This is a genomic window from Sphingomonas sp. TREG-RG-20F-R18-01, assembly GCF_022662475.1.
Taxonomy (GTDB): Bacteria; Pseudomonadota; Alphaproteobacteria; order Sphingomonadales; family Sphingomonadaceae; genus Sphingomonas.
Map to the genome: position 1 here is coordinate 531,991 of NZ_JAKNQQ010000001.1, position 24,024 is coordinate 556,014.

General features: G+C 62.8%; 23 protein-coding genes. 18 read left to right on the plus strand and 5 right to left on the minus strand.

What is annotated here, in order from left to right; all coding sequences use genetic code 11:
* The first annotated feature begins 73 nt into the window (after positions 1 to 73).
* Both L8K25_RS02740 and L8K25_RS02745 read left to right on the plus strand, forming a co-directional pair.
* Positions 74 to 496: a hypothetical protein gene (locus L8K25_RS02740; protein ID WP_242137382.1), complete on the plus strand. Its 423-nt coding sequence runs from the start codon at positions 74 to 76 to the stop codon at positions 494 to 496.
* A gap of 35 nt (positions 497 to 531) precedes the next feature.
* Entirely contained in the window at positions 532 to 933 is a 402-nt protein-coding gene (locus L8K25_RS02745) for a hypothetical protein (protein ID WP_242137383.1), read from the plus strand.
* Here L8K25_RS02745 and L8K25_RS02750 read toward each other — a convergent pair.
* A complete protein-coding gene (locus tag L8K25_RS02750; RefSeq protein WP_242137384.1) occupies positions 930 to 1,262 on the minus strand; it encodes a hypothetical protein in 333 nt (110 codons plus the stop codon). The two genes, L8K25_RS02745 and L8K25_RS02750, sit on opposite strands and share 4 nt — an antisense overlap.
* 72 nt (positions 1,263 to 1,334) lie before the next feature.
* Here L8K25_RS02750 and L8K25_RS02755 point away from each other — a divergent pair, with 72 nt between their 5' ends.
* The 13 genes from L8K25_RS02755 to L8K25_RS02815 all read left to right on the plus strand — a co-directional run bounded on the left by L8K25_RS02755 (position 1,335) and on the right by L8K25_RS02815 (position 17,515).
* Complete coding sequence (locus L8K25_RS02755) at positions 1,335 to 6,197, plus strand: D-alanyl-D-alanine carboxypeptidase family protein (RefSeq protein WP_242137385.1); 4,863 nt, start codon at positions 1,335 to 1,337, stop codon at positions 6,195 to 6,197.
* A complete protein-coding gene (locus L8K25_RS02760) occupies positions 6,194 to 10,576 on the plus strand; it encodes a hypothetical protein (protein ID WP_242137386.1) in 4,383 nt (1,460 codons plus the stop codon). The genes L8K25_RS02755 and L8K25_RS02760 overlap by 4 nt, the downstream gene beginning before the upstream one ends.
* Entirely contained in the window at positions 10,573 to 11,100 is a 528-nt protein-coding gene (locus L8K25_RS02765; protein ID WP_242137387.1) for a hypothetical protein, read from the plus strand. Before L8K25_RS02760 ends, L8K25_RS02765 begins: the two co-directional genes overlap by 4 nt.
* A gap of 2 nt (positions 11,101 to 11,102) precedes the next feature.
* A complete protein-coding gene (locus L8K25_RS02770; protein ID WP_242137388.1) occupies positions 11,103 to 11,402 on the plus strand; it encodes a hypothetical protein in 300 nt (99 codons plus the stop codon).
* Between the two features lie 14 nt (positions 11,403 to 11,416).
* Positions 11,417 to 11,677 (plus strand): hypothetical protein, encoded by a 261-nt coding sequence (locus tag L8K25_RS02775; protein WP_242137389.1) that lies wholly within the window; start codon positions 11,417 to 11,419, stop codon positions 11,675 to 11,677.
* Between the two features lie 4 nt (positions 11,678 to 11,681).
* The gene (locus tag L8K25_RS02780; RefSeq protein WP_242137390.1) at positions 11,682 to 12,107 is read left to right on the plus strand and encodes a hypothetical protein; all 426 of its coding nucleotides are present in this window, start codon (positions 11,682 to 11,684) and stop codon (positions 12,105 to 12,107) included.
* A gap of 62 nt (positions 12,108 to 12,169) precedes the next feature.
* Positions 12,170 to 12,742: a hypothetical protein gene (locus L8K25_RS02785; RefSeq protein ID WP_242137391.1), complete on the plus strand. Its 573-nt coding sequence runs from the start codon at positions 12,170 to 12,172 to the stop codon at positions 12,740 to 12,742.
* A gap of 44 nt (positions 12,743 to 12,786) precedes the next feature.
* Positions 12,787 to 13,077 carry a DUF6527 family protein gene (locus tag L8K25_RS02790; RefSeq protein WP_242137392.1) on the plus strand — a complete coding sequence of 97 codons (291 nt, stop codon included), beginning with the start codon at positions 12,787 to 12,789 and terminating at the stop codon, positions 13,075 to 13,077.
* Positions 13,074 to 13,430, plus strand: coding sequence for a hypothetical protein (locus L8K25_RS02795; protein ID WP_242137393.1), 357 nt, complete (start codon positions 13,074 to 13,076; stop codon positions 13,428 to 13,430). The genes L8K25_RS02790 and L8K25_RS02795 overlap by 4 nt, the downstream gene beginning before the upstream one ends.
* Positions 13,427 to 13,801 carry a hypothetical protein gene (locus tag L8K25_RS02800; RefSeq protein ID WP_242137394.1) on the plus strand — a complete coding sequence of 125 codons (375 nt, stop codon included), beginning with the start codon at positions 13,427 to 13,429 and terminating at the stop codon, positions 13,799 to 13,801. The genes L8K25_RS02795 and L8K25_RS02800 overlap by 4 nt, the downstream gene beginning before the upstream one ends.
* Entirely contained in the window at positions 13,773 to 14,066 is a 294-nt protein-coding gene (locus tag L8K25_RS02805) for a hypothetical protein (protein ID WP_242137395.1), read from the plus strand. Before L8K25_RS02800 ends, L8K25_RS02805 begins: the two co-directional genes overlap by 29 nt.
* A gap of 12 nt (positions 14,067 to 14,078) precedes the next feature.
* Positions 14,079 to 14,894, plus strand: coding sequence for a hypothetical protein (locus L8K25_RS02810; protein WP_242137396.1), 816 nt, complete (start codon positions 14,079 to 14,081; stop codon positions 14,892 to 14,894).
* Positions 14,891 to 17,515 (plus strand): glycoside hydrolase family 30 beta sandwich domain-containing protein, encoded by a 2,625-nt coding sequence (locus tag L8K25_RS02815; RefSeq protein WP_242137397.1) that lies wholly within the window; start codon positions 14,891 to 14,893, stop codon positions 17,513 to 17,515. Before L8K25_RS02810 ends, L8K25_RS02815 begins: the two co-directional genes overlap by 4 nt.
* Positions 17,516 to 17,615: 100 nt before the next feature.
* Here the strand turns inward: L8K25_RS02815 and L8K25_RS02820 are convergent, their stop codons facing one another.
* Positions 17,616 to 18,677: an acyltransferase gene (locus L8K25_RS02820; RefSeq protein WP_242137398.1), complete on the minus strand. Its 1,062-nt coding sequence runs from the start codon at positions 18,675 to 18,677 to the stop codon at positions 17,616 to 17,618.
* Between the two features lie 250 nt (positions 18,678 to 18,927).
* Here L8K25_RS02820 and L8K25_RS02825 point away from each other — a divergent pair, with 250 nt between their 5' ends.
* The gene (locus L8K25_RS02825; protein WP_242137399.1) at positions 18,928 to 20,535 is read left to right on the plus strand and encodes a hypothetical protein; all 1,608 of its coding nucleotides are present in this window, start codon (positions 18,928 to 18,930) and stop codon (positions 20,533 to 20,535) included.
* A 616-nt stretch (positions 20,536 to 21,151) separates the two neighbouring features.
* Positions 21,152 to 21,703 (plus strand): PEPxxWA-CTERM sorting domain-containing protein, encoded by a 552-nt coding sequence (locus tag L8K25_RS02830; RefSeq protein WP_242137400.1) that lies wholly within the window; start codon positions 21,152 to 21,154, stop codon positions 21,701 to 21,703.
* Positions 21,704 to 21,780: 77 nt separating this feature from the next.
* Here the strand turns inward: L8K25_RS02830 and L8K25_RS02835 are convergent, their stop codons facing one another.
* From L8K25_RS02835 to L8K25_RS02845, 3 genes are all read right to left on the minus strand, one after another.
* Entirely contained in the window at positions 21,781 to 22,047 is a 267-nt protein-coding gene (locus tag L8K25_RS02835) for a hypothetical protein (protein ID WP_242137401.1), read from the minus strand.
* A 326-nt stretch (positions 22,048 to 22,373) separates the two neighbouring features.
* Positions 22,374 to 22,640: a BrnA antitoxin family protein gene (locus L8K25_RS02840; RefSeq protein ID WP_242137402.1), complete on the minus strand. Its 267-nt coding sequence runs from the start codon at positions 22,638 to 22,640 to the stop codon at positions 22,374 to 22,376.
* A 644-nt stretch (positions 22,641 to 23,284) separates the two neighbouring features.
* Positions 23,285 to 23,647, minus strand: a complete 363-nt coding sequence (locus L8K25_RS02845; RefSeq protein WP_242137403.1) for a hypothetical protein — start codon at positions 23,645 to 23,647, stop codon at positions 23,285 to 23,287.
* Positions 23,648 to 23,687: 40 nt separating this feature from the next.
* On the opposite strand from L8K25_RS02845, the gene L8K25_RS02850 reads away from it, so the two are divergent.
* Positions 23,688 to 23,975: a hypothetical protein gene (locus L8K25_RS02850; RefSeq protein WP_242137404.1), complete on the plus strand. Its 288-nt coding sequence runs from the start codon at positions 23,688 to 23,690 to the stop codon at positions 23,973 to 23,975.
* The last annotated feature ends 49 nt before the right edge of the window (positions 23,976 to 24,024 follow it).

The following is a 24,024-nucleotide window of genomic DNA, read 5'->3' on the forward strand; positions in this document are numbered from 1 at the left end:
ATGCGCTGGTCTGGCCCGTTATCGCGGGTTTCGGGTCGGATCAGCGCACCATCCCCGCGAGGATACCACCACCATGAAGATCGCCACCCTTGCCGTTTCGCCGATCGCCTTCCTGCACCTCAAGGGGCCAGACGGACAGCACCTCTACGAAGACGGCAAGCCCATCGGAATCGATCTGTTCGGCCCGGGCTCGCCCGAGGCGGCAGTGATCGAGTCCGCCCAGTCTGCGCGCGCGATCAGGCGCATGCAGGACAACGACAACAAGATCGCGATGCCCTCGATCGAGGTCCATCGCGAGGAGACGACCGCCGACCTGATCGCCTACACCGCAGGCGTCCGCAACATCGAGATCGATGGTCCCGGCGACCAGCCGCTCTCCGGCAATGCGCTTCTCACCGCCCTTTATTCCGATCCTGCCCTTGGCTGGATCAAGGTCCAGGTGATCAAGTTCGTCGCTGACTGGGGAAAGTTCGTGCCCGGGTCGGCCGCGAACTGACCCTGTTCGTCCGGCATTTGGCATGGCTCAACGCCGTGCCGAAGCCGGCCGAGGGCACCAAGCGGGACAAGATGGCGGAAGCCGTCAAAGTCCCGACGCTCTCCCGCATGGCGACGATGAAAAAGGACAAGCTTCCGGTCGTCATGCCGCCCGCGCCCGCTTATCACCTCGTCGAATATCTCATCGAGATGGGGATGAGCGAGGCGGCGGGCATGGGAATGGTCCCCCTTTCGTGGCGCGAGATCAACGCGTGGTGTGATCGCACCCGGGTTGATCTGGCACCTTGGGAAGCTAGGTTGATTCGCCGGCTGTCGACCGAATACCTCGCCGAAAGCCGTCGGGCCGAAAGCGAGAACGCGCCGCCACCTTGGCGCGCGGAAGTGACGCAGCGCGAGCTTGATATCGAAATGGCGCGGCTCGAGATGCTGTTGGGTTAGAATGCTCGCTTGGCTGGCACGGTTTGCAGCTGGCAACTTCCACTCTGCCCGGGGTCATCCTTCGGCTGGAATGAGAATGTGCGTCGGATGCCAAGCGTTACCCGATCGATGGTCCACGTGTCGTTCTTGTTGGCGATCCGCACCATCGTCGGTGAAAAAAGCGCCGGTCGTGTGATCGTGAGTCCGCTGGGCAGCGCAACCGTGCTGCTCTGGTTTGCTTCGTCGAGAGCTATCTGGACCCTGAGAACCCCGACGTCTTGGGCAAGGCTACAGGTCAAATAGACCGGGGCCAGCGGCGAAGCGGCTGCGGCGATAGCAAAAAGCAACATCCAGATCACTCCCTGACAGGCGGCATCACACTGCTGTTGGCCGGGCGAGATAGCAATAGAGGAGGACCGAGCATGGCAGACGGCTCTCCGACACTCGAAGTCGGCTTCGAGATCCAAACCGGCGGTTCGTATGACGAGCTGCAGCGCCTCCAGGCCGTGATGAACAGTACTGAGGGGAAAATGCTCGCAGCCGCTGGACAGATTGAGCAGGCGACGCGTGATATGGTCGGGCAGACCGCGACCACGAACGTAACAACCTTCGGCAATGCCAGCACGCGCGCCATGCAGACCGCCGCCCGCGAGACTGCCAATGCCGAGAAGGCGGGCGAGCGCCTGGTGGCGCAGCTCGAGCGGCAGACCAGCACCTTCGGGAAAACGTCGTCTGAGATCAGGACGATGAACGCCGAGATGCGCGCGACGGCGGCGTCCAGCCAAGGGCTGACCGAACTAGCCGGCCGGATCCGCGGTGCCGAAGCCGAGATGCAACGGCTGGAGTCGACCGCAAAGAACATGCCCGGCGCGAGCAATGGCGCGAAATATGCCATGCAGAACTTTGGGTTCCAGGCGCAGGATTTTGCGGTCCAGGTAGCTGGCGGCACGTCAGCACTGCGTGCCTTTGCCCAGCAGTTTCCGCAGGCAGCGGGTGCGCTCTCCGGGTTCGAGGGCAAGCTTGGCGCGCTCGGGGCATTCTTTGGCGGGCCAATGGGCATAGTGCTCACGCTCGGCATCACAGTTATTGCGGGTCTCGCAGATGCTTTCTTGAAAAGTGCGAACGCGACTGCGGACGCAACTGACAAGCTGATCAAGGATGCCAAAGAAACCGAGACTACACGCCTTGCCAAGGAGCGGTTCAAGGCAACCGCGGAAGGCGTCGCAAGTGCAATTCGCGACGGGACCGAAGCCACGCGCCTTTCAATCGAGGGCATGAGGTCGTCTGCCGAGGCTGCGAATATCGCAGCGAAGCAGAACCTTGAGCAGGAACTGAGTATCCGGCGTGTGACCTCCGCACAGTTGGAACAGGCGAAGGTTCTTGCAAACAATGCCAAGTCTCAGAACATATTCGCTGGTGGCCCAGGCGGCGCGCAGTCGCAGGTAGCGGAGCAGTATGCCGGTCGTGTTGCGGATCTGGAAAAGCAGATAACCGAACAGAAAAAGCTGATTGATCAGGCGCAAGCTCGCGTTGGACAGACCCGCATCGATCTTGCAGCAGAAGCCGCGGCACGTGCCGCTGACCCCATGCTGCGCATCAAAAAGCTATATGATGATCAGGCCGATGCCGCGAAGCGCGCTGCTGCAGCACAGATGGCATCTGGTCAGAACGTTGGAGTTGCGCTGACCCGCGAACTTACCCTGATTGAGCGGAACCGCGCGGCGGCCGTGAAGGCCGAGCAAGACAAGCAGGCTGCGAGTAACAAGACCGCTACGGAGATCGGCCGAAACGTTACCCTCGCGCAGGCTCGGGCCATTGCCGAGAGCGTGGGCGGACGCGTCACCAGTGACCAGCGGAGTTACGCAGAGCAGGCGGCGCTTTACAAAAAATACCAGGATTACAAGGCGGGGACCGGTCCATGGGCCGCGCTTGCAGCGAAGCCGGGAACCAGCAATCACGAGACAGGCCAGGCGATCGACGTCGCAAAGACCAGCGGCGTCAGTCTCGAATCCCTCAAGGCGGCTTACCGTAAGGCTGGAGTCTCGCTGACGGAGGCGCTGAACGAAGGCGACCACTACCATATCGCATGGAAGAAGGTCGGGGATCAGGCGAAGGAGCAGACGGCCGCAATCGCAGCGGCCAAGCGCGAGCTGACTGACGCCGAAGTTACCGAAGCGCAGACCAAGAACCTCTATGAGCTGGGGAAGGCTTACGGCGCATCAGGCGGTGCCGCTATGATCGCGTTCGCACGCATCAATGCTACAACGGATGCGCTCAAGCGGAACGGGGATGTCGATGCATCCGTCGCCCGGGATGTCGGGCTGGCTATTGCCCAGCGCGTCTCTGATGCGGCCAAGGGAACCGCGTCGATGCGCGACCAAGCAGCTGTACAAGAGCAAGTGAATGCCGAGGTTGCAGCTGGCAACGTCCCCGCGGAGCGCGCGCAGGCCATGCTTCGCGACCGTATGGCCGATCTGCCGTTGCTTGCCGCGCTTGAGGCCGCGCAGAAGACGCAGAATGTGGTCGGTGCGCAGGCCGCAGCCGAAGCGCTTGATCAGCAGCGCGCAGCGCGCGAACGCCTGACCGACGCGGAGACGAAGGGGCGCTTCGTTGCAGATATGTCGGCGGGTGAAGATCGCCTTGCCGTTCTCCGCGAGGAATTGCGGTTGGTCGGGGCAACGGATGAGGCGCGGGTGCGCGCGCTTGCCACGATCCAGGCCACACAGGCCGCATCGGCACAGGGTTTCACCGGCAAGGACGGCGCGGCATACGTCGCCCAGCAGGTCGAGATCGCCGTGGCGACCGAGCGCACGGCGGCGGCAACCCGGAACCTCAACGACAGCCTCAGCTTCACCGCGGACAAATGGGACCTGATCGCCCGCAACGTCCAGACCGCGGCGCAGGGCATGGCAGATGCGTTCGGCAGCGTCGGCCGCGCGATCGGCGACATGGCGTCGGTCTATGCCAATTACGAAGCAGACCGTGCGCGCCTGACGCAACAGCACGACGACGCGGTCAAGAAGTCCGGTGGAAATCAGCAGGCGATCGACCGCGCGAACCAGAAATTCGCGCTAGCCTCGGCGACCTCGCAGATCGGCGCGTTCGGCGACATGGCATCGGCGGCGAAGGGGTTCTTCGATGAGAAGAGCAAGGGCTACCAGACCATGCTCGCTGCGGAGAAGGTGTTTCGCGCAGTCGAGTTCGCCCTGTCGGTCAAAGCAATGGCGCAGGACGCGATCCACACCGCATCGAGCGTCGCCAAGAGTGCGATCCGTGCGGCTGCAAGCGGCGTGGAAGCGGTCGCCAAGGCCATCGCATCTCTGCCCTTCCCGGCAAACATCGCAGCGGGCGCGGCCACGATCGCGGCACTGGCTGCAATCGGTGTGTCGGTCGTCGGCGGACTGGGCGGCGGCAGCAAGGGAACCGTGGTCAAGGCGAACGACGGCACCGGCACGGTCCTCGGCGATAGCTCAGCCAAGTCCGACAGCATCAAGAACGCGGTCGACGCGCTGAAGGAGGTGGACACCTTGACCAACACCTTCGCGCGCCAGATGGCGGCATCGCTGCGCTCGATTGACAGCCAGATCGGCAATGTCGCGTCGCTCGTGTCGCGCGCCGGCGACGTCAACGCGTCGGCTGGTGTGACCGAAGGGTTCAAGCCCAACCTGATCGGGTCGGTCCTGTCCAAGATCCCGCTGATCGGCGGTCTGCTCGGCTCGCTGTTCGGTTCGACCACGACGGTGACCGGCAGTGGCCTGTATGGCGGCGCGCAATCGATCGGCTCGATCCTAGGCGGCGGGTTCAACGCGCAATATTATTCGGACGTCGAGAAGAAGTCGAAGTTCTTTGGCATCGTCACCGGCACGAAGACGTCGACCCATTACACCGGGGCCGATGCGACCCTGCAGAACCAGTTCACGCTCATCCTCAAGCAGTTCAATGATTCGATCGTTGCCGCTGCCGGGCCGCTCGGTTCGGCGACGAGCGAGATCCAGAACCGTTTGAATGGCTTCGTGGTCAACATCGGCAAGATCGACCTCAAGGGGCTGACCGGTACCGAGATCCAGGAGAAGCTCTCGGCGGTGTTTGGCGCTGCAGCCGACAACATGGCGAATGCCGCGTTCCCGGGGATAGAACGGTTCCAGCGCGTCGGCGACGGGGCGTTTGAGACGCTGGTGCGGGTTGCCTCGACCGTCGAGGCGGTGACGAACGCGATGGACCAGCTGGGCGCGGGCGCGCAGGCGCTCGGCATTGACGCAAAGATGGGGCTGGCCAACCAGTTCGCCAGTATCTCGGACCTGACCAGTGCGGTCGACGGCTATTTCCAGGCGTTCTACACTTCGGAAGAGCAAGCGACTGCTAAGCAAGCGCAGCTGGCCCGCGTGTTCGGCAGCCTCGGCGTCGCCATGCCCGGCACGCTCGCGGCGTTCCGCTCGCTGGTCGAGGCGCAGGATCTGACGACCGCTGCCGGGCAGTCGACCTATGCGACGCTGCTGCAGCTAGCACCGGCCTTCGCCGATCTGCAGAAGTCGATGGAAGGCGCAAAGAGCGCGGCCGATATCGCGAGCGAGCGCAATGACCTCCAACGTCAGCTGCTCACCCTGCAGGGCAATACCGCGGCGATCCGTGCGCTCGACCTGGCCAAGATCGACAGCAGTAACCGCGCTCTGCAGGAACAGGTCTGGGCGATCCAGGACGAGCAGGACGCGGCCAAGGCGGCGGACGAGCTGCGCGCGGCGTGGACCTCGGTCGGCGACAGCATCATGGACGAGGTGAAGCGGATCCGCGGCCTGACCGGCACGAACGGCGGGACCAGTTTCGTGTCGCTGATGGGCCAGTTCAATGCGGCGACTGCGGCGGCGCGCGGCGGCGACCAAGATGCGGCGAAGAGCCTGCCGCAGCTGTCGCAATCGCTGCTCGCCGCAGCCGCGCTCGTCGCGACCAGTCGGCAGGAGCTTGACCGCGTGCAGGCTCAGACCGCCGCCAGCCTCGAGGCCACCAATGCGGCGATCAGCAACCTTGCAACCACGGTGACGCCCACGACGTCGGTTGCCGCCATCCTTGCCAACGCGGCGACCGTCCAGGCCAGCACGACGCCGGTGGCATCCAACGGCGACATGGCGAGTGAACTGCGCAGCCTGCGCGACGAGCTGGCTCAGCTGCGCGCGGACAATAACGCCGGGCATGCAGCGACCGCGAGCAACACCGGAAGCCTCAAGCGCTCGTTCGACAGCGTGACGGCCGCGAGCGGCGGCGAAGCTATCAGCGTGGCGAGCGCGGCATGAAGATCCAGCTCGCCAGCGGCGAAGTGTTCGACCTCGGAGCGACCGAGACGAATCCAACGATCGGCATCACCGATTACAGCCGTCGCGTGACTGACGACTACGGTATCACCACCGTAGTCGAACGTGGCTTCGCGCGGCGTATGTCGGTCCGGCTCGGCGTGCCGTTCGCCTCGGTCGACGCGATCCAGCGCAAACTGGCATCCCTCCGCGCGACCGCGGCGACCTGGGTTGCCGACGATCGCCTCGCGAGCCTCAAGGTGAACGGGTTCTTCAAGGACTTCGAGATTGATCTGTCGGTACCGCCGCTCAGCTATTGCACGCTGACGGTAGAAGGGCTGCTCGAAGCCGACGCGGTCGCCGATGCGGGCAGTGATCCGGCGCCGGCGGGGCAGTCCTCGACGCTGAACCTGTTGCAACCGGCTCCCGTCAGCGAAAGCAGCCTCGTTGCCAGCACGATCGTCGAGAACGACTATCCGGCCTGGTCATCGAGCAGGACCTATGCGCTCGGCGAACGTGTTCTGAAGTCGCCCGCGCACCGGATCTATGAAAGCTCGGCGGCCGGCAACATCGGGAACGACCCGGCGGGAGAGACGGGCAAGTGGACCGATATCGGCCCGACCAACCGCTGGGCAATGTTCGACCAGGCGCTCGGTTCGACCTCGAGCGCGACCAGCTCGATCAGCGTCACCGTCGATGCACCGGTCCTGACTGCGGTGGCACTGCTCGATGTGGTTGCGGCGACGGTGCGGGTGCAGGCGATCGGCTATGATCGCACTGTCGCTGCGAGCGAAGGCGCAATCACGTTTCTCGATCTCCCGGTCGGCCTTACGCGCGTAGTCGTGACAATCGCGGGTAGCGGGATTGTCTCGGTCGGCACGCTGCTGGTGGGCAAGCTGGTCAACCTCGGCATCACCGAATCGTCGCCGACTGCCGGGATCACGGATTTCAGCCGCAAAGACGTCGACGACTTCGGCGAAGTGACGATCGTCGAGCGCGCCTGGGCAAAGCGCATGGTCGCAAAGGCACTGATCCGCACCGACGCTGTCGATGCCGTCGCCGGGCGGATCACTGCCGTTCGCGCGCTGCCGGCACTGTGGATCGGGCAGACCGGGATCGACAGCCTGATGATCTACGGGTTCTTCAAGGATTATTCGATCGAGATCGGCGAGACCGTCAGCAAGCTGTCGTTGTCGATCGAAGGCCTGAGCACCGCGGGCAAGATCGAGCCGTTCAAGGCTGGTGCCGTCGACTGGCCAGCGGTCGGCGATCCGATCGGCACCAAGCCAGCCAACAACGCGACCAACAGTGCCGACCCGAAGAGCCCGTTCGGATCAGGCACGGTCGGCAGCACGATCGCACAGCTGGGCGGCTTCGATACACAGATCGCGGCGGCGCGCACCGATCTTGCCTACATCAGCGGAACGACCATTCCAGCGATCAACAAAGCCGTTGCGGACGCCGGAACGCGGATCGATCAGGCACAGCAGGCCGCAAACGACGGAATCGCTGCAGCGAACCAGAAAATCACGGACATCAACGGCTCGATCGGTGACGTGAACGGCCGGATCACTGCCGCCATGCAAAATGCAGACAATGCACTTGCGGCGGCAGTCGCGCGGCTGGACAATTCCGACGCCTTCATTAATCGCCGCATCGACAGCGTTGCGGCATCGGGTGGCTATGATGACAGCAATGTCTACGCCGAGGTGCGCCGCGTCGACGAGACGGCGATCAACAGAGACGGCGCACTCGGCCGCCGGGTCGATGGCATCGTCACGGATTATCAGGCGGCAGATGCGTCGGCTAAAGCGCGGATCGACCAAGTTGCGACAACCGCCTCGGATGCAAAAACGGCTGTCGCTGATCTCAATACGAGCCTGAACACCCGCTTCACCGGCATCAACGATACGCTGAGCCGTTACGACGGCAGGATCACGACGCTGTCGAGCGATGTGCAGGGGTATGCGAACCGCACTTCCGTTCTGGAGACGACCGTCGGGCCGGCCGATCCGAGCAAGCCCGCGTTGACTGCCCGTATCGCAACGGCCGAGAGCGTCTTGACCGATCTCCCCAACCAGTTCGCGACGGCGGCTCGCGCTACCGCGCTGGAGGTCAGCGCGGGCAACCCGATCGACTTCACCATGCGGGGCCTATACTACGGCCAGAACGCCTGGCAGGGGCAGAATGCGCAGCTGCCAGACAGCCTGTTCACCGGCGATAGTCTGGGCGGCTTCCATTATGTGAACGCGACCAGTGGCGGCAGCTATTCGGTCGGCCCCCGCCGTCCGTTGCCATTCGCTGGCAAGATCTATCGATATCAGGCGATGATCCGCGCGGTCGGCAACGACGGCACCTATTCCGCCGATTACGAATGGTCGGGCCGACAGACTGGCGCAGATGGTGGCAGCTACGCGGGTTTCACGCCACTGCCGGTCAGTGCAGGCTGGGTAACGATCGACTACGTGATCGATGGCACGGCGCGCACGGAAGCCTGGCTCAATCCTCATCTTCGGGGATCGATCGGCATCGGTGGCAAGATCAAAATTGCCTATTTCCGTTGCCTCGACATCACCACGACGCAAGCGATTGGCGCGGTGAATGCTCGCGTGAACACGACAGAGCAGGCGAGCCAAGATCGCGACACGGCACTCGGCAAACGGATCGATAGTGTAGCGGCGTCTGGCGGGTACAACGACACCAACATTTATGCCGAGGTCCGGCGCGTCGATCAGGCCGCGATCGACCGTGATGCCGCGATCGGGCAGAGCATCGTCAGCGTCACCTCGAGCTATCAGAACGCAGATACGGCAACCAATGGCCGGATCGATCAAGTAGCGACCACCGCGTCGAATGCTGCTCAATCGGTTTCTGATCTCTCCACCTCGGTCAACACTCGTTTCAGCAACGTCAACACGACACTCAGCGGGTACGATGGCCGTATCACGACACTGTCGAGCGACGTGCAGGGCTATGCGAACCGCACGGGCACACTCGAGACGACGGTTGGTCCAGCGGATGGCAGCGAGCCGCCGCTAACGTCGCGCGTAACGTCGACCGAAAACGCTATCGCCAACTTCCCGCAGAATTATGCCGCGGCGACCCGCGCATCGGATCTGGAGGCGAAGGTCAACGGCACCGCGCCAAGCAATCTGCTGGCGCGGGCAAATGATCAGGCGTCTGTGATCGCAGACGCTAAGGTTGGCGTTGTTGCCCAGTCGCTTTCCAGTCTCTCCGCCTCGCTCACGCCGGCCCTGGCGAACCTCGGGTCCAGCTTTCCAAGCTGGCCAGACGGTCAGGCGGCTCCAACGTACTGGACCGTATGGGCCGGTACCAACGTCCGGGTGTCGCCTGGGCTTGTGGGGGCGTTTTCGGTTCGCAATGATGTGACCCGCGGCGCGGGCGCTGGTCTCACTACGAGCTTCGCCCTCGACCCCGGCATGGCACCGCTGAAGGGTGACGCCGCGTACCTGCTGCGCGGCGATCTCACGCTGCTCGGCGGCGGCCTGCGCGGCGCGGGTATCCTCGTCCAAGGCTTTGACGCCAACGGTGTGCAGGTTGCCGAGGTGAAGTTCGCGTTCAACACCTTCGAGACGTCGCCGGGCAATATCGTCGGCAATGGTCAGATGGGCAAACGGTACGTCTTCAAGCGCGCCGTGACGATCCCGCCTGTCGTCGCGAAGCTACAGCTGTTCATGATCTCCGACTGGTACGGCTTCGACGGTGACTCCGTCACGAAGTCGCTGCTGTGGCACGAGTGCGGGATCAGGTTGGGCACGGACGTCGATACCGTATCTGCCCAGATTACGACGCAGGCCGGCGCCCTGGCAGGGCCAGGCGGTGCATCCGTTGCGTGGAGCGTCACCGGAACGACGGCAGACGGCAACACCATGATCCAGCTGTCCAAGCGCGATGGCTCCGCCGGTCTGTTCTACATCAACGCCAACGTGCTGATCGACGGCAACCTCCTTGTGAATGGTACGGTCACTACTCGTGTCGTCGCGCCAAACGCGATCACCCAGTGGGCCAGCATCAGCGGCAGCAGCGGTGAAGTCGATGCTGGGGCAGCACCGGCTTACAGCGACCCCCTGACGATCGTCACCCAAGGTGGTCTGGTGAAGCTCGACTGTAGCTTCGACGCGTCGAATGGGTCCGGGACAGGGCCATTCTTCTTCGTCACGCTACAGCGCGACGGTGGCGACGTGACGCGGCAATTCGCGGTCAGGACAACCGGTACCAGCGTGCCGAACTTCTTCACCATCTCGGATACGCCGCCTGCCGGATCGCACAGCTACCGCATGTATTTCGGACGATCAGCTGCGGGTTCCTCCGTCATGCAATTCAGCAACACGGCCATCTTCGCTCAGGAGTTCAAACGATGACCGAATATTACGTCGTTTACGATGTCATGACGGGTGACGTCCGCCTGCGCGGCTCGGGCTCCACTGGTGCCACGGCCAACCAGGCGGTTCCGGAAGGCGCTGCGGTACTTCAGGTGCCGCCTGAAGCATTCTCGGGGTTCGATATTAACCTCGAGCCGATCCGCGAAGGGCTGATTGGACTGGTCAATCACAACGCCGGCGAGTTCCGCCTCCGCTTCATCACCGACGTCGCCGGGCAGCAGGCCACCTATCTCTCGAAGGAGGAAGAGGCCAAGGCCTGGACCCCTGGTGCCGATCTGGCCAACTTCCCGTTCCTCGCGGCCGAGGCCGAATACACCAGCATGCCGATCGCCGATATTGCGGCCCTCGTTTTGGGGACCGCCGCAGCGTGGCGTGGGCTTGCGGCAAAGATCGAGGGGCGGCGACGCGGGGCGATGGTTGAGCTTGCGGCTGCCACGAACGTCGCTGCGATGGTCCGGGCATCGGCGGTTGATTGGGACGCGCTTGCCGCGCCCATGGCGTGACCATGCCAGCCCGTGAAACTCCCCTCAAGCGGCTCGGCAACTGGATCGTCCAGGTCCTGATCGGGATCGACCAGTTCGTCTACGTCCTGCTCGCCGGTCCCTATTACCTGATCGTCGGCGGAATTTGCCCTTCGGCGGATGAGACGATCAGTTCGCGCGTCGGTCGTGCGGCAATGGCTGGGGCATGGTGGGGCAAGCCCTGCGCCTGGTTTATCGACCACCTGTTCATGCTGCTTGGATCGAAGCCCGGCCACTGCGCCCGCGCGATCGAGACCGCCTTCCTGGGCATGGCGCCCAAATAACAGGAGCTACCGTGATGTTGCTTGCTGATGCGCTTCGCGGCGCAGCCCTTTGCGCGTGGCTGTTCTGCCTCGCCTGCTTGTCGCCGGCGGTGTGGAGGATCCTGCGCCGGCGCGGGCGATACCTCGATCCGATCTGGGGCTTGGTGTTCATGCTGGCGATCAACCGCGTGACGTTCATCACTCGCCTGTCGCTCGAACTTAGCCACCTGACGGCCGGCCTGCTGGCGATCGCCATGGGAGCCGTTACCCTTTCCTTCCAACGCCATGATCGGTGAACGCATGCCCAACGCGCTGGCAGGACTGCCTTTCGGGTGGGGTGCGATCATTGCCCTCATCAACCTTGCGCTCGGCAGCGGCGTGCTGGCTGCATGGGTGAGAAATCGCCCGAAAATGCGTGAGATGGACCTTGGCGCGGATGAACAGCTGCGCTCGGAAATGTGGCGGGACATCGAAGCGCTCAAGCAGTCGAAAGACGCGCAGTCGCGAAGGATGACGATCGCCGAAGCGCAGATCGCCGGTCAGACGATCCAGATCGGTCAACAGCGGTTCGTGTTGACCCTCGTGATCGACGAGCTCGAGCGGGTGTCGCCTGGGAACTCGGTGGCCCGCCAGGCGCGCGTACTGCTGCGCGAGATCCTGCCCGCCGCGTTGGCTCACCCCGAAGAGATCGGCCATATGGCCGAAACCGTGATGAAGGCGGACTGAGACCGCCCGGCCATCCGCGCGCCCGTAGCGCGCTCCCCATACGAACGAAGGAAACCGAGATCATGTTGATCAACGGCAACATCACCGTGCGCATCGCGTGCGAACTGGCCGCGGCCGAGGGCATCGTGCGCGAGTGGTATCTCGACAGCGCAACGCCGCCCAAGGGCACCTGGGGCATCGGCGTCACCAATGACTCCGGCCATCTGGTCGATCGGTACAAGGACAAGCCTACCACGATCGAACGGGTGCTACAGATCTATATCTGGCTCCTTCGGACCAACTACGTGCCGGCGGTGCTGGCAGCGTTCAAGGGTCGCGTACTGACGGAGGCGCAACTCGCTGCGGCGCTATCGTTCCAATACAACACGGGCGCGATCGGCGAGACGGCATGGGTGAGCCTGTTCCTGGCAGGCAAGGTCGCCGAGGCGCGGAAGTTCCTCAAGACGCATTACCTGAACAACGGGGACCTCAAGCAGCGTCGCCTCGACGAAGCTGCCCTGTTCTTCGATGGGAAGTGGAAGCACCTCGACGGCATCGTCAACGTCTACCCTGTCAGCAAGCCGAGCTACCTGCCCGGCAAGCCGGTGCGGATCGATATCCGCGCCGACGTCGCCGCAGCGCTGGCGGCGCAGTGATGGGCGCGCTCTCGCCAATCCTGCGCTCACTGGAGGGAGATCGGGTGCTATTCTGGTGCCCCGGTTGCCAATCGCCGCATGGGATCACCGTAGGAGCATCGCATCATCCCGGCATCCATTGGGGTTACAACGGCAATGCCGCAGCTCCGACCTTCACTCCGTCGATCCTCGTAACGTACAACGGACCCGACGCCGGTCAATTGGACGACGAAGGCGATCGCGCACCACCTGCGGTGTGCCACAGCTTCGTGACGGACGGGCGGATCCAGTTCCTCGACGACTGCACCCATGCGCTTGCAGGGCAGACGGTCGACCTGCCGGAGTTCCCGGCATGACCAGCCGCCTTCAGGAATGGGGCCTCATCGCCCTATCGCTGCTCGCGGCAGCACTGCTTGCCCTGATCGGCTGGACGTTCGCGATCATCGGTCAGCACATCGGCGCCGATGGGCGAGTGCCTTCGGCCGAGGCTTTCGGGTTGACCGCGCTCTTGCTCTCGTTCCGCGAGGTCATTGGCTCGATCCGCGCTCTGTACGATGCGGCCGACCGGACCAGCCTTACCGAAAAACTCGCCGCCGCCGGGCCCGCAGCGGCTCCGGTCCCGCAAGACGCGATCGCCGGCGCACAGACTGCTGCGGACAGCGCACAACAGACCGCCGACCAGCTGGCGGAACAGGGAGGACGGCCATGAGCAAACTCGGCACCTGGTTCGCCTCCAACGCGGCGCGGATCGTCTTCGCGATCGGCGTGGTGGCGCTGATCACGACGGTCATCTCGATCCGCTCCTGCAGATCCGCGCAGACGGTCAAGACCGAGACCCGGCTCGAGGCCGGCCAAGCGAGCGCGGCGGCGGCAAGCGGCGCGGACGCAGTCAACACGGTCGGCAATCGAGCCCAGGAAGAGGAACAGACAGATGCAATCTCGCGAGAAAACGACGCCACCATCCGCAACGCCGAGGGCGCGGCCACTGTCGTTCCAGCGGGCGTCTCAGGTGCTGGGATTAGCGCGCTATGTCGCCGCGCGGCCTATGCGGGTGATCCTCGCTGCGCTCAGCCTCGGTAGCTGCGCCGCGAGCGTTATCGTTGCCAGCCCGAGCGATTGCGCAGGCCTGCTGCCCGAAAGCTGGCGCAAGCCCGTCGCCGGCGCGCCGCTCCCGCCATACGCCGCAGTCATGGCGGACTGGATCGGGTTCGCCGACCTGCAAACCGCCCAACTCGACAAGGCCAACGGCCGGACCGCTGACACGATCGACATCGTATCGCGGTGCGAGGCGCGCGCGGCAGCCGCCCAACACAAAGCCAAACCCAAGGTGCTCGGCGTTTTTTAGGAGCAACACGACATGGCAGCATCTACGGCGGCGGGGTCATCCCTCGCCATCACCATCGGCGCGCCCGCGACGAACGACGCGGCCGGGTTCGCCGCGCTGACGTTCACCGAGATTGGCGGGCTCGAGAAGGTCGGCGCGGTTGGCGCGGTCTTCTCCAAGATCGAATTCCAGCCGCTGTTCGGACCAAAGCAGAAGTACAAGGGCCCAGCCGATTACGGCTCTTTGCAGCCGTCTCTGGCTCACGACGAGTCTGACGCGGGCCAAGCGATCCTTCGCGCGGCGGCAGACGACGAGACGAACAAGCTGTTCGCTTTCGCTCTGACGTATTCCAGCGGTGCCAAGCGGTTCTTTCAAGGCCGCGTGTTCGGCTACCCCGAGACAACCGACGGTGCCGATACGATCCTGACGGCTGCGCCGACGATCGAGATCAGCACCAAGGTCGTGAAGGTCGCAGCCGGGGCACCTACCGCAGCGCCTGCGCCGGCATTCTCGGGCAAGCCTTCGATTTCCCCGGCGAGCGGCGACGCCGCGACCACGTACACCGCGACGGATCCGACCATTGCAAACGGTACCATCACCGCGCGGCAGTGGCTTTTGGGCACATCGGTCATTGGCACCAGTTCGACCGTCGTTCCAGGCGCCGGCAACGCGGGCCAGCTGACCCGCAAGGTGACCGGAACCGGCGCAGACGGATCGACCATCGCCACGACGTCGACGGCTGTCACCGTGACGGCAGCCGGCACCTCACCGACCGGAATCCCACCGAACGGCGTCTGGGATGACACCGCGGCCTGGGACGACACACAAGCATGGAAGGATGCAGCATGACCGTACTTACGCAGATCATCGGTGGAACGACGAAGCCTTCCAACGGGCTCGACATTCGCGAGACCATCAACACTCTTCTCCCGGCCGGCAAGTTCAGCGCTGCGCCGGTTGGCGTCCGCACGTCGGGATCGATCGCCACCTATCTCGCCTCCACGTCGCCGACCGCTTTCGCGCCGATCGCTGCACTGCCCGCATCGCAGATCATCGTCGACACCTCCGACCTCTACCAGACGATGTACGGGTTCGGCGGCTCGCTGACCGAGAGCGCGTGCTACGTCCTGACGCAGTATTGCACCCCGGCTCAGCGAAAGGCGATCCTGGCCCAGACGTTCGCCGCTGATGGGTTCACGACATCTCGCATCTGCATCCTTTCGAGCGACTTCACCCCGCGTCCCGCATCGGGCTATTATACCTATGCGGACGACTGGGACGGCGTCGACACGTCGCTCCCGACCTTCACCATCAAGCAGGATCTCGAATACATCGTGCCGGTGCTGCGCGAGGCGCTGGTGATCAATCCCCGCCTAAAGTTCATCGCTTCGCCATGGACGCCGCTGGCTAAGATGAAGACGACCGGGACGATCTACGGCGGCACCCCGAGCTTTGTAGGCACCGCGACCAATTACGCCGCTTATGCGACATACTTCGTCAAATTCCTCAAGGCCTACCGTGATCTCGGGATCCCGGTCTGGGCGGTCACCGTCCAGAACGAGCCGATGTATGTCGGTACCGGGTATCCGGGATGCTATTGGTCGGGCGCACAGCTCGCGACGTTCATCGGCCAGTACCTCTCGCCCACGCTGCAGGCAGCCGGGCTGAACGGGGTGCGCATCCTGACCGGCGACGTAAACTGGAACGAGGCAATCGTTCAGGGCAGCGACACGATCAGCGTGCCCTTCGCTGATGCTCAAGCCGGGCCGGTAATCGCCGGTGCGGCTTGGCACGGATACGACACGGCAACGGGCTATGAGCCCTATGACCAGGTGAAGCACTCGGCGGCAGGCAAAGAGGTGCATTTCACCGAGTTCTGCAACACGTCGCGCGCCGCTTGGAACGCGGCGGATATGAAGGAGATGTTCGGCAACATCGCGATCGGTTCGATCCGGGCTGGCGCCCAGACCGTGACGCTCTGGAATCTGTTCCTCGACACCAATGGCCTGCCGACCCCCAGCACGACGAACACCAAGCCCGTCGCGGCGATCTCTACCGACGGCACCGCGACCGTCACCCGGCTATCCGGATATGCGATGCTCACCCACCTCGCTCGCGCGTGCAAGCCGGGCGCGCGACGTTGCGGCAGCACCACCTTCGCAAGCGGCAAGGGCGGCACCGACGTGATGTCGGTTGCATTCCACAACCCCGATGGATCGGTCGGGGTCGTGCTGTTCAATGGCAGTGCAAGCACGCGGGTTGTCTCGCTGGTCGATGCGCGATCCGCCCTGTGTTCGTTCGTCACAATTGCTGGGGGCGAAGCGCAGACCATCACCTATAGCGGCTTGGTCGAGGGGAGCGCGCAGTTTGCAACCGGCACGATCGCCGCGCCCGGACCTGTTACCGGCCTGACTGCGACCAGCGGTAGCGGGACGGGAGTGCTGGTATGGACCGCCCCCAGCAGCACCGATCCGGCGGGCACAGCGGGGTACCTGATCCAGCGCGGCACGACGACGGGACAGGCCTTGCGCACGATCGGTTCGACCGGCCCCGGGGTCACGACCTTCTCCGACACGGACGTCGTTGTCGGGACGCGGTACTTCTGGGTCGTCACGGCGATCGGCGCGGGCGGCCTGTCCCAAGGCAACCCCGAAGCCAACGTCACCGTAGTAGCAGGTATCCCAGGCGCGCCCACGATTGCGGTCGCGCCGGGCAATGCGCAAAATACGGTCAACCTCTCGCAGGCGGCAGCCTCCAACGGGTCGGCCCTGACAAGCTACGACCTGTTCCGCTCGACTACGAGCGGAGGACAAGGAACCACCCCGTACGCGACGAACGTCACGTTCCCGTACGTCGACCCCGGCACGAACGGGCAGGCGTACTTCTACACCGCGCGCGGCAACAACGCGGTCGGTGCGGGTACGATGAGCACCGAGAAAAGCGGAACGCCGAGCGCAACGTTGACCAAGCCGGGTCCGGGCTTGCTGGTCTCGGATGACGTCGGGGCGGGCAACCCAACGGCGCAGAACAGCATCCCGACCGCAAGCTGGTCGAACACGAGCTTCACCTTCTCACCTTCGACTTCGACGGTCACTGCTCACAATACTGTCGCAGGACCGGACGGCTCGACCCTCGACGGCTCGACGATCCGCTTCAACAGCCCGAACGCTTCGAGCGGTTATGCTTCGGTCGAGTGCGCCACCAGTGCGAATACTGGAGCGGTCGCGCTGACTGGATCGGTCTGGCTACGTGGCAAGGTTGGGGGTGAACGCATTCAGATCCAGATGCTGGGCGGATCGCACTCTACCCTCACAACGACGCAGCTCACGCTTACGACGAGTTGGGTGAAGTATACCATTACTGGCACCCCTGCGGCGGCGGTACGGGCGATCCTTGCCGTGGGCGCAGCGCCAACCATGGTGGCGGACGTTTCGTTCGATGCGGCTTGGGCGAACTTGGTGGCGGCATAAGCCAACGCCTAGAAGTGGAGCGGCTAAGGGGTTTACCGACCCTACCACTCCACCTTGCTTGGCATCCGCACGGCGAACCGGGCCGTGCAGCTGGGTCTGCTCACGTCATGAACCGTCTCAGCAACGGCGCCCGAATGGCCAGCACTGCAGCAACGGTCGATATAGACGCGACGATGGTGCCGAGGAAAATGAACTGCCACGGACCCGTGTCAACCGTTTGACGGAACATCCATATGAAGAGCACGTGAATCAAATAGATCCCAAGACTTGCATTCCCCAGCCAGCTCAGCGTTTGCACCGCTGGAGAATTGTTTAGGCACCTAGCCAAATTGAAAACTGCCGCACCGTACGCGAAGACCGCCAACAGACTCTCGGCGTTGCCGATCGCTTTGTTACCTACGACCATAATTACGAAGTATCGTTCTACGAACATCGCGGAGATGGCCACTGCGCACAGAACTGCCGCGATCGAAAGGTTCGTCGGTCGCGTGCCCCGGAAAAGATACCCCATAAGGACGAAAGCTGGCGCGGCCAGCTGGCGCTTGAAATCGTTAAGATGTGAAGAGTAGTGCGGCATTCCGACCAGCGAATGGTAATTTGCTAAGAACGGTCCACCTATCGCCAGTAGGGCGGCGACAGCGATAGCCAACGTTCGACCACCGAGTGCAAGCGTCAACGTTAACGTCGCCAAACCAAATATCAGTGCAGGCAGGAACCATAAATGAAAGGCTGGACCGCCGTCGACCAAAGTCATGATACGCCAATGTCCAGGTAGTTTCCCGGGAACGAACACCGCTGCGCTGATGAAAAATAGATACCAGACCACGTAAATTGGAGCAATCCGGACGACCGAGCGCTTGAGGTTGGCGAACGCCCCGCGTTCGGGACGGAAATAGTAGCCGCTGGTGATAAAGAAGAACGGTACGGCGCACCGGCAGATCACGTCGACGACCACCGCCCAGCCGGGTAACCCTAGTGGACGATCTGGGCCAACGGCGACCGGCGGCAGAATGTGTATGCCGATAACCAAGAGCGCCATTGCATAGCGGAAAGCATCGATCCCGCGATCACGCAGGTGAAGTGTGGCTGGCGTATTCATCTCGTAGCGATTTCCGGGCCCCTGTGCCGGTCCGAAAGGATTGCTGCTGCTCGTCCCAGTCATCTGCACCCACTCTTTAGCCGATGTGCTTGCGATAACCGCGCACCCGGCCGCCGCCAAGCAGCTCCAAAGAAACAATGATCCGTCCCAGATGCGCCTTACGTATCGCTGACCATGTTTGCCCGACCCGCCGGCGAACCGATTGGAACTGCGTCGCGCATTGGCAATCCGAGCCGAGTTCCGACCTCCCTCGAAGTCAAACCCAACCCTATCCGAGCCAGGGTTCTTAGGCTCGTCCACGGAGGATACGCATATGTTGAGGACGTTAATCGTGTTGGGCCTACTCGTGCCGGCGATTGCCTATGGCCAAGACAGAGCCACGCTCGACACCCGCCAATTGCTTGCAGAGACGGTCACTACCGCTAAGCCGCGCGCGGAGTTCCTCAACGGCACGCGCGATAGCCTGCCCGCATTCGTGCGCGTGCTGGCGAAGTACAAGCAGCTGACCGCCGCACCTGTGGTCGTGAAGGATCCAGCCGGTTTGCCATCACCTGCGCCGGCGAAGAAGGCGGTCGGTATGAACCTGTCCGGCCTCTCATGGTACGCGTCGCGCCAGACGTTCACGAACCTGTTGCAAGGCGGGTATTGGGCGATCAATTGGGCACAGGTCCCGAGCGACAAGCTGGACGCATTAGGCTACCCGAAAGACTGGTCGCAATCGTATGTCCGCCTCCTCGGCGCGCCGACCGGCGGCTGGGTGAACCAGACCAGCATCGCATGCAGCTGGAAGGGCAGCGGTACCCTGACCCACAGCGGGAGCATCAACCAGGTCAAGGGCGACCACACGTTGACGTTCGATATGCCGTCCTGGGGCGGCGCGGTGAAAAATACGTGGTTCAGCCTTTACGGGGTGAGCGCGGCCGATCCATTCCGCGAGTTCGAATGCCACGACGCGAAAAACGCCTCAGGGAACGAATTCTCGGAAGAGGTAATCGCTAGCTCAAGCAAGTACGCCGTCCTGCGCTTCATGGACTGGAACGAGACGAACAGTAGCCCGGCGCGCACGGCAGCCAACCGGCCTGATCCGCGGACGCTCGACAATCCGGGTCAGGCGCTGGAGAACCAGATGCGGCTGGCCAAGCTGGCCGATGCTGATCCGTGGTTCAATCACTCCTGGAACGACGATGCGACCTATATGCAGTGGGCCGCGAAGCAGGCACACGACACGCTGCCGGCTGGGCACAAGATCTACGTAGAGCTCAGCAACGAGGTCTGGAATTTCCAGTTTTGGCAGGCGCAGGACAACCTCACGCAGGCGACCACGCTGAAGATCAACCCGAACAACGGCTACGGCGCGTGGCAGAACTATTCGCGCCGAGCCATCGACATGTTCAAGATCTGGGAAGCCGCATTCGCCGATCGCCCGAAGGACCTGGTGCGTGTGCTCGGCACCCAGTCCGCCTACCCCGAGGTCACGCGGCAGGAGATGAGCTACCCGGGGATTGCGGATCACGTCGACGCGATCGCTGGCGCGCCGTATTTCAGCCATGACCGGCAGGTGCCGTACAGCGACGCCCTGTTGCAGGCCAGCGTGACCGATGCGGTAGCCACGCTCAAGACGACCTGCGACATCGCCCGCGCGAGCGCCCCGAATATCCGCTGCATCACCTACGAGGGTGGCCAACACGAGCTACCGACGGCGCTGCTTTCTCAGGATCAGTTCGAAACGCTCGAACGCAGCCAATTCATGGGCGACATGTATTCCCAGTACCTGAAGGCCATCTCGGCACAGGCTGACCTGGTCATGCTGTTCAACGACGTCGGCCCGATCAGCAAGTACGGCGCGTGGGGGGCACAGGAATACGGCGGCCAGGTCGGCGCGCCAAAGCAGGTAGCCGTCGAGAGGTTCCTGCAGCAATAAAAGCCGATTGGCGGAGCTGTGCCGAAGTCTCAGCAGCTCTCCGCGCGACGATCAATCTGAGGGAGGCGGGCCGCGGTAGAGGAATCATACCGCGGCCCTGGCCGACTCGATCTGTTGGGGGGACGAGATCGGTTGCTCACTATGCTAGGCAAATCGGTGACGTATGCAACCGATTACTTTTAAACACTTTTTGCCAAGCCAGCGTTACACTCCGGCGCTGCAAGTATGATACTAATTGCTCGGTCACCTAGGAAAGCGGCCGGAGCGGGCTGCAGTTCGGATAGCGCATCAACTGCATCCTGTTTCGCGCTGTATGGTTATTTCTTGCCCCTAGCGCGGTTAGGCCTGCTGTTTACCACCTATCGCCGTTCCTGTTCCGCGCCGAGGCGCATTGATTGAAAGAACGCCGACGTATTCGGGAGCAGCACCAGACACGCAACGGTTTAGCGACATGAGGCGACGCGCGCCGCACTCAACTCGCAGTATATGCGCTTGTAAGCTATTGTTTACAGATTGATTTCGGGCAAATTCTAACAATCCCGCTTTTCTGCCATTGGCACGGTTTCTGCACTGGGCAAACGCGATGCGGCGCAGTGCCGTGCTCGAAGGGGATGCCATGAAATTGAATATGATTTTGCTCGCTGGAGCCGCCATGCTTGTCGGTACGGGTGCACAAGCCCAAACTCTCAGCAACTCGAACGCTAACGGCTATGTCACGACGACCGCTCTGCCGGGCACGTTCTCTCTCACGGGTGGCGACAATGGCTCGGGCACCTTCGGAGATACCTTGTATACCGACACTGCGATGGGCCCGCTTTCGATCGCCGGGACCTTCAATTACCAGTCGTTTGATGTGGATGGTGGGGTTTTCGACCCGGCTGGTTACATCCTTGGTGGCACGCTTTTCCAGCTTTCCAACAGCGGTGCTTCCTCGAACGGAAACTTCAGCTTCAATGTCGGGGCGGGCCAGACCTACGGTTTCTACGTCCACACGACCGATAACCGGTTTGGACCGGGTCGCATTTCGGTCGTGAGCAATGCGTTCGCTGCCGCAACTGGCGCCGTCCCCGAGCCCGCCACTTGGGCGATGATGCTCGCCGGCTTCGGCATGATCGGCTTTGCTGCGCGTAAGCGCTCGTCGGTCAAGACTGCCGTCAGCTACGCGTAAACCGTCCAAGCAGATATTGAGCCGCCGGTCGCAAGATCGGCGGCTTTCTTATGTGGAGCTTCGACCACCGGCCGTCGCTAGCTGCACCAAGCCCCCGACTTCCCCAGCTGCACCAGGATCCCGTTGAACGCCCCGCTGACGTTCTGCGCCCGGCCGATCGGCTCGTCATAGCTGGCAGCCTCCCACAGGTTCGTCAGCGGCCAGCGTTCGGGGCAATGGGGCAGCAGCACGCGCAGGGCCAGGCGGACGGGGACGGTATCGACCTTCTCCCGGCGGCTGGTCTCAACCGCATCGCGCAGGATCTGTACGGCTAAGGCGATCGTAGTGCGGTCAGCGAAGCGCATGGCCCATTACCTTCAAACTCGCGGCAGCCTGCGGAGCCAACGACAACGCCACGATCACCAAGATCGCTACCCAACTGACTAAGCCAATCAAGGCTCCCAGTCTTCCCGCTCGCCAAACATCCGCGGATCGACCCGGAAGTATCGCGCCAGCAGCTGCTACTCTTCGACCGGAAGGCGCTTTGGCCCCGCGCCGTGCGCGAACCGCGACAGATATCCGGGAGGCCGGCGCAGCATGCGCGATAGGGCGGCGAGCGTCACGTGGTGCTCGACGGCAAGCGATCGCAGCGTTTCGCGTACCTGGTCGGGTGTGGCGGCGACGATAGGCTTCAAAGACCAACGGCTTTGCGCACCGCCTCATTGATGCGAGTCTGCCAGCCGGGACCGTCCGCGCGGAAGCGATCAAGCACGTCCTTGTCCAAGCGAAGCGTGACGCTCTCCTTGTTGCTTCCCGCCGGACGACCACCCGGTCGCCTTACTAGCGACGCAACCACATGCGGCGGCAGCACTTCAGACGCTGGACGAGACCGAGCAGTTGTCTCTTCCGTCCATTCTGGGTTCTCGTCGAAGCCCTGAGGGGGCGGCACCTTACTCATAACGACGCACCTTCTTTCCCCGCGCGCAGCGAAGGCTGATCAAACGAATGCCGCTCTTGCCTGAACCGCAGCTATGAGTGTTGGTCATTATCGCAGGTCCGGCCGGTCTAAAAGCGGACGGACTGGAAACGCCCACTTTCGGACATTCCTCACCCTACGTTTCGCGTTCAAATCCTGCTATCTTCGCATTCGATGCTGGCTGATCTAACTATCCTTCTCGGAACCTTGACCCTGATGGGCTTGGTGGCTTGGCGCGCGAACGCGACCTTGCCAGCGGGGCGGTTGCCCATGGGCCGCACGGAAGAGGCAAGCACGAATCGCTTGCTCGTCCTCTTGCAGACGCCGCTTTTATTTGTCGTATCTCTGATCTTCATCGGCCTGTCAGATGCGTTCAAGAACGGGCCATTGGCTCATGGAATACTGGCACCAGTTCCTATCGCATTCCTCTCGTTGGTGATGCTGGTTGCCCAGCAAGCGCAGTTCTGGGGAGTAAGAAGGATTATGCGAAAGCACCGTCCTCCAGCGTGACCGCACGCCGCAGCCTGTATGTCGGCTCACCACCATTTTAGCCGTTCCGGCCACGATCCAGCGAGTGCACCTCCTGAAAGCTGACCGGCGGCTATCGGCTAAGAAAGCAGCTGGTCTCAAATCGCCCAATTGCGGACGTTAATCAGGCAGGCGCTTTCAGGTCGGTTCCGCAGCAAGGGCAGAAACGAGTTGGAAGCGAACGCACAAATGGTTTTCCAAAGGACGCGATCCGCCAGTGGCATGTCGGGCAGCGAGCTAGAAATTGAGCGTAGCAAAGCGACCCAATTAGCAGCGGAAAAACGATCCAAAACAGGATCGTAGCCGCCAACTCGTTGAAACTGGCTGTGATCACGGTGATCGCCACGAGAGGCCAGCACCCAAACGTCGCAAAATAGAAACGAGACAATGGGCTCATACGAGATGGGTAGCGCCAAGACGGTCGTCACGCAAACGTGCGAAGACTCGAACGGCAGCTTCACACCAAAATCGGACGTACGTGTAAGGCGCTCAGCGCTCGGAATGAGTGCTGATAAAGCCCAATGGCTTGAGCCGCAGCTATGCGCATTGGTCGTTATCGCAGGTCCGGCCGGTCTAAAAGCGGACGGACTGGAAACGCCCAGTTGCGGACATTCGCCGGCGTGCTACGTTCGATTGATGGAGCAAGCCTACCACGCATTGACCGAGACCCTGATTCCTTGGGTCGAAGATCGCTTTGGCGGGGTGGCAGCTTGGATTGCCGCTGCCTTGCTAATCATGTTGGCGATGGCAGGCATAGTCGTGACAGCGCTTTGGTTAATACAGGGCTGATCAACGCTCTTCTGCAGATCGGCTTCCGCCCACTTGCGGACATTCGTCG